The organism is Halomonas sp. BLK-85 (genome assembly GCF_044792155.1).
GTDB lineage: Bacteria > Pseudomonadota > Gammaproteobacteria > Pseudomonadales > Halomonadaceae > Vreelandella.
The window spans coordinates 163,502-175,694 of sequence record NZ_CP087731.1 but is presented as its reverse complement, the minus strand read 5'-3'; the positions used below and the strand labels follow the sequence as shown (position 1 = coordinate 175,694).

The 12,193-nt window shown below is 51.6% G+C and carries 7 protein-coding genes and 4 pseudogenes; 5 read left to right on the top strand and 6 right to left on the bottom strand.

Annotated elements, in window-relative coordinates; translation table 11 throughout:
* Positions 1–117: 117 nt before the first annotated feature.
* A complete protein-coding gene (locus LL947_RS00780; protein WP_499833653.1) occupies positions 118–1,134 on the bottom strand; it encodes a CNNM domain-containing protein in 1,017 nt (338 codons plus the stop codon).
* A gap of 224 nt (positions 1,135–1,358) precedes the next feature.
* On the opposite strand from LL947_RS00780, the pseudogene LL947_RS00775 reads away from it, so the two are divergent.
* Positions 1,359–1,957 (top strand): annotated as a pseudogene (locus LL947_RS00775) (transposase); the annotation flags it as partial.
* A gap of 194 nt (positions 1,958–2,151) precedes the next feature.
* On the opposite strand, the gene LL947_RS00770 reads toward LL947_RS00775, so the two are convergent.
* Together LL947_RS00770 and LL947_RS00765 are read right to left on the bottom strand one after the other, a co-directional pair.
* Positions 2,152–2,532 carry a DUF4168 domain-containing protein gene (locus tag LL947_RS00770; RefSeq protein WP_499833652.1) on the bottom strand — a complete coding sequence of 127 codons (381 nt, stop codon included), beginning with the start codon at positions 2,530–2,532 and terminating at the stop codon, positions 2,152–2,154.
* Positions 2,533–3,477: 945 nt separating this feature from the next.
* On the bottom strand, positions 3,478–4,269 hold the full coding sequence (locus tag LL947_RS00765) for a 2OG-Fe dioxygenase family protein (RefSeq protein ID WP_499833651.1): 792 nt from the start codon (positions 4,267–4,269) through the stop codon (positions 3,478–3,480).
* Between the two features lie 342 nt (positions 4,270–4,611).
* Between LL947_RS00765 and LL947_RS00760 the strand changes: the two genes are divergently transcribed.
* The gene (locus LL947_RS00760; protein WP_499833650.1) at positions 4,612–6,399 is read left to right on the top strand and encodes a putative bifunctional diguanylate cyclase/phosphodiesterase; all 1,788 of its coding nucleotides are present in this window, start codon (positions 4,612–4,614) and stop codon (positions 6,397–6,399) included.
* Positions 6,400–6,880: 481 nt separating this feature from the next.
* Here LL947_RS00760 and LL947_RS00755 read toward each other — a convergent pair.
* Both LL947_RS00755 and LL947_RS00750 read right to left on the bottom strand, forming a co-directional pair.
* Positions 6,881–7,177 (bottom strand): annotated as a pseudogene (locus tag LL947_RS00755) (transposase zinc-binding domain-containing protein); the annotation flags it as partial.
* A gap of 659 nt (positions 7,178–7,836) precedes the next feature.
* Positions 7,837–8,070: pseudogene (locus LL947_RS00750) on the bottom strand (transposase); the annotation flags it as partial.
* 225 nt (positions 8,071–8,295) lie between these two features.
* Here LL947_RS00750 and LL947_RS00745 point away from each other — a divergent pair.
* On the top strand, positions 8,296–9,540 hold the full coding sequence (locus LL947_RS00745; protein WP_499833649.1) for a trypsin-like serine peptidase: 1,245 nt from the start codon (positions 8,296–8,298) through the stop codon (positions 9,538–9,540).
* A 711-nt stretch (positions 9,541–10,251) separates the two neighbouring features.
* On the opposite strand, the pseudogene LL947_RS00740 reads toward LL947_RS00745, so the two are convergent.
* Positions 10,252–10,991 (bottom strand): annotated as a pseudogene (locus LL947_RS00740) (transposase); the annotation flags it as partial.
* A 155-nt stretch (positions 10,992–11,146) separates the two neighbouring features.
* Here LL947_RS00740 and LL947_RS00735 point away from each other — a divergent pair.
* Together LL947_RS00735 and LL947_RS00730 are read left to right on the top strand one after the other, a co-directional pair.
* Positions 11,147–11,482 (top strand): type II toxin-antitoxin system PrlF family antitoxin, encoded by a 336-nt coding sequence (locus LL947_RS00735; RefSeq protein WP_499833648.1) that lies wholly within the window; start codon positions 11,147–11,149, stop codon positions 11,480–11,482.
* Positions 11,479–11,973, top strand: a complete 495-nt coding sequence (locus tag LL947_RS00730) for a type II toxin-antitoxin system YhaV family toxin (protein ID WP_499833647.1) — start codon at positions 11,479–11,481, stop codon at positions 11,971–11,973. The genes LL947_RS00735 and LL947_RS00730 overlap by 4 nt, the downstream gene beginning before the upstream one ends.
* The last annotated feature ends 220 nt before the right edge of the window (positions 11,974–12,193 follow it).

The window sequence follows — 12,193 nt, the reverse complement described above, 5'->3', positions numbered from 1 at the left end:
GATGGCCATGCCAGCACCGGATGCCCTATGAAGCAGAAATGAAAAGCAAAGGAGACGTCGCTTCCCCCCGAATAAGGCACCACTAGGCCAACCGACTGGAACTGGAGCAGAAAGGCTCTACTCCTCCTTCTTGAGCGACTTCGTCCAACGCTGCCGCGCGTACTTGCGAAGGTTGGCGACATTGTCGGTCTCATCGACGATGTCCTGGCCAAGGATAGTCTCGATGATATCTTCCAAGGTGATAATGCCTACCCAAGTACCAAGATCGTCATACACCACACAGATGTGCTGACGATCCAAGACCATCATGGTGAACACCTGCTCGACATTGTCTTCGGCGAGCACCGATTTGACTGGATTCATCAGCGACTTGAGGTTGATGTCACCCTCGGCGTGATAAGTATCCGCCTTGTGCACATAGCCCAGCGCCTGCTCGCCACCGTCCATCACCGGGAATCGGGTGAAGGGCGAGCGACCGAGCTCCTGATCGAACTCGTCTACCAACATGCTGGGATGTACGGTGACCGAGACAGTGCGCGGGGTCATCACGTTTTTCACCAGAATGTCATGGAGGTTAAGGATGTTGATGATCACCCTTGTCTCATCAGGATCCAGCGCTTTTTCCTCCTGGCCGATCTGAGCCAGCGCTTTGATTTCTCCACGCATGTCGGTCTCGTTAACATCCTTGCCGATACGCTTGGTGATTTTCTCGGAGAGCCAGATAAACGGTTTCAAAATCCATATCATGCCTTCGAGCATGGGAGCCAACACCGGAGAGAGCTGCCGCCAATAGGTGGCACCGATGGTCTTAGGAATGATCTCGGAGAAGAAGAGGATCAGCAGCGTCATCACTGCAGAGGCAATACCCAACCATCCTTCACCAAATACCACCGTGACCTGGGCGCCGACGCCAGTGGCACCCACTGTGTGGGCGACGGTATTGAGCGTTAAAATAGCAGCGAGCGGCTGGTCAATATTGCGTTTCAGGCGGTTGAGCCGCTCGTAAAGCTTGGGGCGCGACTCTTTCAGCTGCGCCACGTAGCTGGGAGTCAGGGAAAGAAGAGCCGCTTCAAGCAGTGAGCAGAGAAACGAAACGGCAATGGATAGAGTCGCGAAGGCAATAAGCAGATACATGGGGTCTCGTTTGATGGCCAAGAGGTGACGCGCAAAAGGTAGAAGCATCTTCGCCGAAGCAACCACGTTACCGCAAGATATTCCCGGCTTGATCGATCGCTATTCGTACCTTTTCTTTATAGAAAAATAGCTCTCCAGGGCATCGTTGAGGACTGGGCGCTGTGTAAAAAAACGACCGTTTCATATGCTATCCAGTAAAACCAAATATGGCTCGATGGGTTTATCAAGATGCCATCTACGACAGCCAGGCTATGCGCGACTTTATCAGTATCGACCTGGCCATCAAGAGCGTACCCCATGCCACAACGCTAATGCGTTATCGTCATCTGCTGGAGAGCACGCCCTGGCCCAGCGGATCTTGAGAAGATCAATATCAGCCTAGCCGAATAGGACCTGTTCATACGCGAAGGCTCTATCGTTGACGCCACCATCGTAGCGGCCGCCCCCCTCTACCAAGAACAAGGCTAAATAGTTTAATTCGGAGATGAAACAGTCCAAGAAAGGTAACCAGTATTTTTTCGGCATGAAGGCCCATACTGGTATTGATGCGGTTACCGAACTTACCTACAGTATCGCGGCCAACGTGGCCGATGTCACCATGGCGGGCCATCTAGTCCGGGATAAAGACAATCGGGTATATGGTGACGCAGGTTACACCGGCATACAGAAGTACCTGGGCGAAACGAAAGATACCCAGGACTACCGGTGTTGTGTCACTGCAACGTGCAGCGTCATCAAGGCGCAACTGTTCACCCTGTTTGTCCTCAGTAATTTAGTGCTGGCTAGCCGATGCCAAGACCATGCTGACAGGGCCAATATGTCTCGAATATGGCCTGGCAGCGGCATAACCCGGCTGCCAGGCAAAAATAGCCGACCTAAACAAAAGAAGCCGCTGACGGGATGCTGTGAAGTGCTGACGCTTCAACGGCTCAGAGACGAATTGATTAGTGGTTCCTTAGGGCAAGAATGGAAATACTTAGAGTTAATTTCCAAAAAACCATGTTCAGAAATTTACCTTTATGACTCGGCCATCTCCTGAACACGTGACATTAGCTCGGGGTCTTGCTGGATAGCTTGACCGATAGTGTTGAAGGTATCGACATCTAGGCCGCTATCCTCTATAACTTCAACCATTTTCTCATTAGCTTCTGTATACACTGCTTGCTGCGCGGCTTCGTCTTCAGCAGTGTTGAGCTGTTTGGTATAATCCTGAGAAACCGTCGCGATTTCCTGAGACGCCTCAGCGAACTGCTTAAGCTGTGCATCAGAGAAATCTGCACTGTTCATTTGCGTGGTTTCGGGGACACCTGAATCTTGTTGGGCGTGGGCAACAGAGATCATTACACCAACACTCAGTAGTACGGCGGCTAAGAACGCATACATTTTTTGCTGTTTCATACGTGCCTAATTTTCCTTAATATTTTCGTGATGGCGCGTGTAAAATGATCCAAATGTACTGGAACATGATCGATTGCAACCATACGTGTGACGCGAAGTGAAAATAACAGTTCCGCTGTTTTTGTTACCAAGCGTATACGGTGTCACAAATGCCGTTGCGTGCCATCAAACAACTAACTTTGCGAATGGTAGTTTCCAGCGATAGACCGTCTGCCATCATGGAAGGTTTTGGCTACACTTAATCCGTTGAATAGCACTTCATATGCAATCTTTCTAAAAGACTGCTTTGGGTCGAAAGCAGCCACCGCTAGCCCCATTTCCCATCAACTCCAACCCTCACCCACAAAGACGCCGGCCTGGTCATGTTGAACCGGGCCGGCTGGGTGTTGTTTGGGTAATTGGCATTTTTGCGTCATGTGGCCTCTTCCTTGGCGTCTTTTAACTCACAATATCAGCTCATGCAGTAGGTTTCTATTAGTTACATTTGCAGGTTTGTGGCTCTGAGCGTCATTCACCTCTTTGCCGCCTGCAAAGGCGTTGCGCTGGGGTTGATACCTGCTCCCCCCTCGCCTCTAGCGTGTTGGCCGCTGGCTTTGTGAAGCCATCCTGGATTTGTGGCCCTTCTGGTAAGGTCAAAATGGATTCCCGATTACCCCACTCGAGAATGACAATGCGGGGTGCTTGCGGGAGTGACAGTGCTGGGGGTGCTTTGTGGAATGGACAGGTATGGCGATATCACCGCTCGCTCGCTTCAGCACCAATGCCAGGTAGGTCAATGCACCGACTGAAGGGGACGGACGCCTCAACGGGCCAAGACTGCGTTGGCACATCGACTTCATGACCCCGGCAGGTATTTCACCGAGTGCCTTTCAGGCGCACATTCAAGACGCCCCCGAAGTTCCGGGGGCGTGGTGTTGCTAGGCTTTCAATTTATCGAGAGTATCTTTAGCCTTCATTAAGGACCGCTTCCGGGAAGTGGCGACCCAACATACGGTTCTGAAAGTCATCCACGAAGCGGCTGTTTATGATGATGATAAACCGCTCGAAGGGTGCCCCGCTGTCGAGCTGTTCGATCCCGTCGACACTGTGGAATAGCCGATCATCGCGCAGATGAAGGATATCACCCGGATCCAGAGTGACGTCTACCAAGGGTTGCATGCCAGCCCTGTCTGCATAGAGGTGGTTTTCAGCACCCGACACGTTTTCCCGATTGAGGACCATAATGCTGAGAGCCTTGCAGCCATCGGCATGAATTCCCTGGCCCTGAAGAGGGTCGACGCTGCCTTCCCCGCGAACACCGGTGATCTGCATCAGAATGGGTTCATGCGCACTGATGCCCCAAATCCTTGCCCAGGCCCGGACAAAGGCTTTTACATCGGGGCGTGCCAAGAACTCTTCCGTCAGCGGATCATAGTACCGCAGGCGATCTGCCATGCTTTCAGCATCGTTAAAGGCACCACCCTGGGCCATGGGGCATTGGCCCATGTCCTCTACGTCGCCTTGATCATTCAGAGCAAGCCATGACATCCGCTTCCAACGAAGGTTGACATAGGGATCGCGCGGCAGGTCAGCGACAGCCTCCTGCCAGGCGGCCAGATTGATTCGCTCTCGAATATCGGTTTTCGCCCAATCCTGATGCCGCAAGGCTTTGATAACTCCCGGACGCCAATACTCGTCGAGGGAATTAGTAGGCATATAGGGCAGACCAAAACCGTGTTTGAAAGTATCGAGTTTCATGTGGATATTCTCCTGTTGAATGGGCGGAATTGCCCGGTGTGGACGTGATCAACACCACGGCCAACAGGAAGAAAATGAGAAGATCTGCTGGGATATGTCAAAATTTATTTAAGGAAGCTGATAATATTGAAACAGGAATCTGACCGTTGAGGGTGTACTTGGGTAGGATATCTCTTACAAATAGGTGTAGGATAACTATGACAAAGTGTTAAATTTTGGCATCGTCAAAATTCTTGTTGGTATTTTTCTTTAGGTGGTTTTCATGAATGTCCGCGACCCACGACATCGCAAAGGTTCGGAACGCCTGGGGGGAACTCCAGGTAGTTCTCCGGTACGTTGGCGATGAAGACGCCTGACACACCCTCAGCTGCTGGCATCGATTCGTATGATGCCAGCAGAGAAGAGCTCAAGTTAGTACGCCGCCAGTATCTGGAGAGTGAAGAGCGATTCCGCGCCTTGCTAGAGAGTCTGCCGAAAGTGGCGGTACAGGGTTATGATCGAGATCGGCGAGTGATTTACTGGAATGAGAGTAGCACCCGTCTCTATGGCTATACCGCTGAGGAAGCTCAGGGACAGTTACTGGAAGACCTGATCATTCCTGCCTTCATGCGTGACAAGGTGATCCAGGCACATCGTGCCTGGATCAAGGAAGGGGTCGAAATACCCGCCGATGAACTCGAGCTCAAGCACAAAAGCGGTGAACTGGTATCGGTTTTTTCGCAGCACCTGATGCTCAATGAGCATACCGACTCACCCCTTATGTTCTGCGTGGATGTTGACCTCTCGGACCAAAAGCGCGCCCACCGTGACCTGGAGTTCGCCACCCGTTTCGACAGCCTCACCCATCTCCCTAACCGCCAGACCGTCGAGGTCGACCTGGACAGTTTGCTGGATTCCTGCCGACGCCAGGGCAATAGCCTGGCAACCATCTACCTGGACATCGATCATTTCGTCGAGATAAATGATGCCCTTGGTTATGATCAGGGTGATCATCTGCTGATTGAGTTGACCCGGCGACTGAATGCAAGCCAGCGAGTCACTGACCTGTTGTCTCGTGTCTCTAGCGATGAATTCGTGCTGGCCTTCCCCGGCGTCCAGTTGCCCCACGATGTCAGGCGTGTCGTGCGTCATGTCCAGAATGTCTTTCGGGAACCTTTTGCCCTGAATGGTCGGGAGTGTCAGGTCACGGCTTGTCTGGGTGTGGCACTCTTTCCCGAAAATGGTGAAACCTCGCGCGAGCTGATCCGTAATGCCGATGTTGCCAAGAATCGTGCCAAACTGGACGGTCGGGGCGCTGTACGTTTCTTCGAACAAAAGCTCCATGATGAGCTGGTTCGCCAGCATTATCTCTCTGCGCGACTCGAGGAAGCCCTGGATAACGGTGAATTCTCCCTTCACTACCAGCCCCAGGTATCAGCGGCCAGTGGGCGAATAGAGAATCTCGAGGCCTTGATACGCTGGGAGCCTGCCGAGGGCCCGCCGATCTCGCCTGGCGAGTTTATTCCGCTGGCCGAGCGTTCCGGTGTGATTCATCGTCTGGGCGACTGGGTCATCGAAGAGGCTTGCCGCCAACAGGTGGAATGGCGTGCCAAGGGTTTTCACGGACACCGCATCGACATTAATGTCTCTGGCCGTCAACTGCTGGGTACCGATGCCCTCAAGCGCTTCGAGGACTCGCTTCAGCGTCAAGGTTTAGGTCCGCGGGATATCGGCATTGAATTGACCGAGAATGTCCTGATCGAAGCCGAGGAGTCCGTTCTCGAGGACCTATGGCGTCTCTATCATCGCGGTATTCGCATTGCTATCGACGATTTCGGGACCGGTTATTCCTCTCTGAGCTACCTCAAGCACTTTCCAGTCACTGCCCTGAAGATCGATCGCTCTTTCATCCAGGACGCTCCCACACAGCCGAAGGATCGGGCCATCATGGAAGGGGCCATCTTCATCGGTCACCGCCTGGGATTGGAAGTGGTGGCCGAGGGGGTCGAAAACGCCGAACAGTTGTCATTGCTTCGCGAAATGCATTGCGATCTCATACAGGGTTTTTTCTTCTACCGCCCGATGCCTGCCAAGGAAATCGACCGTCTGCTGGGCGGTTTAGTGCCTGGTCATGAAGGGCTGTCGAGCTGACCCTCGTCGTGATTTGAAGTACACCCCCAAGGTTTGCAATACCCCTTAAGACCTAGTGAACGCTCCGGATGCCCTTCGATCGCTGTGACTGACCCTTTAGCAGGGGTTGGAGTGCCACTTCCGGCCAATATCGGCAGGCTGCATCGCTGGCTTTGGGTGACACTCGCGGGAAAGGTTCGCAAGGGCAAAGCCGCCCATCGAATCTCGACAATAGTGCTGGAAGGAGTAAAACGGTTCGACACCGTCTTCGACATTCGATATGGAACACGAAATCAATGAGCTGGATGCCGACACTCGGTTCTTCGCCCGTCCAGACAGCAGGCATGGTTATGGGTTGTTTAACCAGTAAGCTCAACACGTGGAACCAAGACGACGTTATTGAATCGACCCGGCCCCCCTCTGTCAGCCTAGTTGTCCGGTTGGCGATGTCGCCTGAATCTAACTCAGAGGGAGCGGTATGGAACTCATGTGCCACGTTATTCTGCCGAGCACCACAGCTGGAACAGATTCCTCTGCGCTTGCAGCTAAACGCCACCAGATGTTCATGGTGGAAATCCTCGCAGCGCACGCGCAAGAAATCGCTCTACAGGCGACCACATTGTAGAAAGTCGTTGAATTCTCTTTGAATGTAAAAAGGCAGGCTTTGCCCGTGTTCTTCCATCGTGGCCTTAAAAAACCGATAGTGTTTCTGAACCAATTGATAGAGAAGCGTATGTTAGGGCTGGTGGCGTTAGTAGTTTGCTGATTGGATCGCCGTGGCTTTCCTTGCCAGTGGCATGGGCATCTTCTGCCGATACTGTAACTATATACAGCATAGTGACATACATTCAGACCGCCAAGCCCAGCCCATTTGCCAATTTTTTACATAGTTATCCTCAGCCACATAGACAACTATGCGCCTTTTATACGGCAGCCGCTTTTAATCGTCTGCCCATAAACCATCATCCTGCGCCCAGAGACTACAGGACGCCGGATCAGGCTGGCTTCACCCACAGGCAACAACGAGTCAGTGAGGGTGCCAGCGATGTCGAGGTTCTACTTGACTTCATCACCTCGCAGGAGCTTCGGCAGCAACCAGTCACCGAGACTATACAAGAAAAGTCGAGAGAGCTCTGGGTGAGTTTGCCCTTGCGAACCTTTCCCGCGATAGCACCACCTAACGTCAGCAATGCAGCCTGGGCGATACTGGCCAAGACACTTGGAATGATCAAGAGCCTTTTCGTTCCGGGCACGCGGGGATGACGCGGATGTGCGGAACAATCCACTCAGTTCCAGCCGTCTGTGCAACCGCTAGCGGCCGAGAGAGAAACAATACTTGTCAACCGGCAAAATCAGGCTATATTAGAATTACTCGATAGAAAGTGTAAGGGCACTAGAACGTACAGCTTTTTCATAAAGACTAAAAAGGCAGACTGCATGGTCGTTAAAATCTTTTTAGACAGCGGCGACACCGAATACCCGCTGACGAACCAGGGTGTCGAGTTTGTGGCGAATCTGCTCCGGTGCCCGAGGATCATGCAGTACCGATGCCAAGCGGCGCATCAGGCGATGATGTTTGTCGATTTCACGAGGCAAAAGCAACCCAGCACCGGGGGTAATATGACCACCGGAGAAATCGGCTTCAATTTGGCGGCGTGAGAGTGGCGAGAAGGTCAGTTTTTCAGGTGACATTTTGGAAGCGGCAGTTGGTGTTAGTTTTTGGCGTAAGGTCCTGAAATATTAATACTTTCAGCAGCCTTCTTTTATACCCAATGAGAAATTCGGGTTTTGTTCTTTACTTCCTTTGTTCCTGAAAATTATCGATGAATTAAGAGCACCTTTCACTACAGTAGAGAGCAGGCGAAAAAATCCCCTATTGTGTGAAAAAGGAATTATCTGGAGAGAGGGGGATTAAGAATGCCTAACAATACTCAAGAAACCAACCGATTAAAATCAGTTATGTCAAGCGCCATACGCTCAACACTACTGACAATAGCCGGGCTATTGATGCTAACACTGATAGCCGGATGCGCCACAAAGGCTGATTACAACTATGTAAACGAAGCAAAAAAATATGGCAACAAAGGATTCGCCGAAATCTTGAACGGTGACGGAACTTTGGCCAAAAATAATTTTCATAGATCTACGCAAATACTGAGCTCGGGAGTGAAGGAGCATGCCCTTAAGGCTCATAACCGCGCCAAGTGGCAGTCTGGATTCAATAATGCCTTTAGTGTGGCAGCACAAGTTGGCCTGGCAGTCGCTGCAGCAAAGTCCAGCACCAGCGCTAATCAGCAACAAAGTAATGCAATAAAAAACTCGTACATGCAAGCCTCTGACCAACTCGCTCAGATTAACAGTATGATGAGCAATGAAATACGCAAATCTCAAATGGGAATTGTGGATTCTCGTACGAGGTCTGTAGATCATAATGTCTGGCGTGCAGCTGTCATTTCTGACCATCCGATTTCCAATAGTGTTGTAAGGGTCAGAACAGATTCTGGTAGTTGCACAGGGTTTTTCATTCAGCCTAGGGTAGTGGCTACCGCTGCGCACTGCTTCTCAAATCTCGAACAACCATGGGTCGAACACGACAACCTAAGCTCTGCGGAAAGTTTCATAAAGGGAAAAGTGATGCATAACCCTGTTGTCAGCAAAATCCGCCATCAATTATACGAAAACAGCGCGAATTGCAATTCGATAAGTATTGAAGGAAAATGTGTAACTTATGACATAGCTTTCCTGGTAACAAAATACGCAAGCACGGGGGTAAGCCACCTCCCAGTTCTTTCGCGCGAATCAAAACAAAGAAATGTATTGTTCAACATTGGGTATTCAGGAGATTTGAATAATGGATTTTATAAAAGAATAGACTATGGCTGCAGCGCTAGTTCCGAAGAGCATTACAGCAACGCCCTATTAAGTTACGACTGCGCCAGTGCTGGTGGCAATAGTGGAGGGCCGGTACTAGCAGTTGTAACAAAGGGTTCTGGCATTCACGCGGGTGTTGTCGGTGTCCACTCATCCGCTAAAAACGATCTTGATGCGCGGATGGCCGGAAGAGCTTTTGCAGTCTACTTAGGCATGGGCAAAGATATTTATCGCGCTATCGTCGAGGCGAACCCGGGGTCTGGAAATCCTGCACTTTTGGACAATCTATAAACTTTTTTTATGTCTGAGGGCTTGTAGGTAGCAGCCCCTCCGCCACCTGGTTTTGACTTTTTATATTTCAAAACTAAATTTCTTTGATCAGAGCTTGTAAAGACCTTGTTGCACTGCTCATCGGTCACATTAAAGTTGGTGTCTTCATTTGAAAAGTTTAATCCTCGGCCACCACCGCCACCCATGGCACTTCCGGCTAAACCACCCACCCTGCCTCCTGCACCATTTGCACCGCCGGCTCCATTAGCGCCTGCAGCCGCTCTGTTGTCGAGTTTAAAGCTGTTGTCATCAGCCGAGGGGCTCACTCCGGCTTGAGGCAGGGCTCTTCCGCTGTTTCTAGCGCTGCCACCAACGTTGCCGCTGGAGCTAAAACTTGAACCTCCAGCCGCTTGGGTGGGAGTGCCCCCTATCCTGCCAGAGGGGGTATTTCAAGTGTTGATAACCTCTCTTAAGCTATTTCATTCTCTATGTGACTATGTAGGGGGTATAGGAAGCATAAAACACCTTTTTCCCCTTCAGTTAAAGTCTCTTACCCGAAATTCATGAAGGTTTTTACTGCTTAAGCACCCGTTTTCAGATGCGCCGCGCCCCAAAACGCATCCATTTTGGTCGATTAGACAAAAAAGCGCCTGGCGAATGGAACGCCGTGCATCAACTACCCCACCGGGGCGCAGTGATGCTGGCAGTATGTAGCTTGAGAACTTGAGTTCGTCAGTCAAACAGACACGTCTGCGATGCGAGAAACAGGCTGGGAGACAAAGGCGGCGCCCGCTCTGATGGCAACCTATGCTGGCTGGTCGTAACGGCTTTGACCGCCATCTGCTTAAGGTGCTTGAGGATCCGTTCAATCATCTTGGGGTCTTCGAAACTGGCAATCACTTTGACCTGACCGCCGCAGTGTTCGCATTCTTCAGTGTCGATGTTGAATACCCGTTTGAGTCGTTGCCTCCAGGTCATGGCACGATGGCGCTGTTCGGGGCTCTTATCGTGCCAGTCGGTATCGGCTGTTTCTGGCTTGTCAGTCTATTTCCCGCGCTTGGCGGGTGTCACTTGCACCCGGTGTTGGCTGTTGGGGGCAAAGACTCCGTGGAATCGGGTGAGATTGACCCGAGGCTTGGGTATCAGTGCTACCAGTTTCGCGATGAAGTCCAGCGGTTCAAAGATGACATGCGTGGTGCCATTACGGTACGGGGTTTTCAGTTCATAGCGCACCTGCTCATTGGCGGCCAATGCCAGAGGCTTTTCTGAAACCGCTGGCCGGCTGATATAGCGACACAAGCGCTCAAGCTTATCGTGCTGATGCGCTTCGGCCATCACGCCCGCGTGCAAGGAAAAGCTAGCATGGTTGGCTAGTCGTCCTCTTTCAGCGTCAGCCAGGTATTCTTGGCATCGCGCTCCAGCAGGCCTTCCTTTTCCAGGCTTCGGGCGATGCGGTGGCTGAGGGTTTGGCTTCAGACGGTGTCTGTTGAGATTGCGCAGCGCAGGCATCAGGCGTTTTGGCGGGGGTTAGCGCTTGTTGAGCCATTATTGCAGACATTGACATGGTAATGCAGTTGCATTACTTTAACTGCATTACCTTTGCATTGCCACAGAGCGGAGATTAGCCATGAGCACGGCCATTGAAGATGACTCTAAACTGACAGACCGCTATCAAACCACTGTACCGGCCTCGGTCCGGCAAGCGCTCAAACTTAAACGGCGTGACCGCATTCATTATACGATTCGTGCCAATGGTGAAGTGGTCCTCAGTCGCGCCCAGGATGAGTCACACCAGGACCCCGTTATCACCCATTTCCTGGACTTTCTGGAAAGTGACATGCAGGCGAACCCAGCCAACATTCGTGCCGTCACTGCCAATACCTTTGCCGAAGCTGAGAACTTGACAGCAGGTATCGAGGTAGACCTTGATGCGTGTCTTCCTGAAGACGACGATGACTTATGAGCGCTCTGGTTATAAACGGATGGACGATTTATGCCCATCCTTTGTTCCTGGAACAGCTCAATGCGCTTAGCAGCAAGGTAAAAAGGCTTCAGCAAAAAGACCCGCTTGGCTATCTTGGCAAGCCGTCTACCAAGCGGCTGGCGGCGATTATCAAGCTTGCCACCAATGACATTCCACAAGACCCGACCCGCTCACGCTACCGGCAAGGTAACACCCTGGGCACTGAGCATTCTCATTGGTGCCGAGCAAAATTCTACCAGCAGTATCGGTTGTTTTTTCGCTACGATCTGGCAAGCAAGATACTTATCTATGCCTGGGTCAACGACGAATCCACCAAACGCGCTTATGACAGCAAACAGGATGCTTACACTGTTTTCCAGAAGATGCTTAACAACGGCCACCCGCCGGATAACTGGAATGACCTCTGGGAAGCGGCTACCGGTGACGAAAACGCAATTGCGTCTCTGATGGGCAATAATGGTAACGATTAAGTGACTCGATCCAGCGCCTACCCACCTATAAGAACTCATTATAACGCGGAGCTTTGCGATACTTTTGGAACTGTGCATTGCTTGCCGCCCGCTCGCCTGCGGCGAGTGGGTGACTTGCTTTGCGAAGCCTCCCTGCGGGAAGGTCGCTTTGTTCGCTTGTGGGTAGCGCCCTTCCATCATAAACGTCACTAATCTTAAGCAGCACTCACAAAAAAACCGG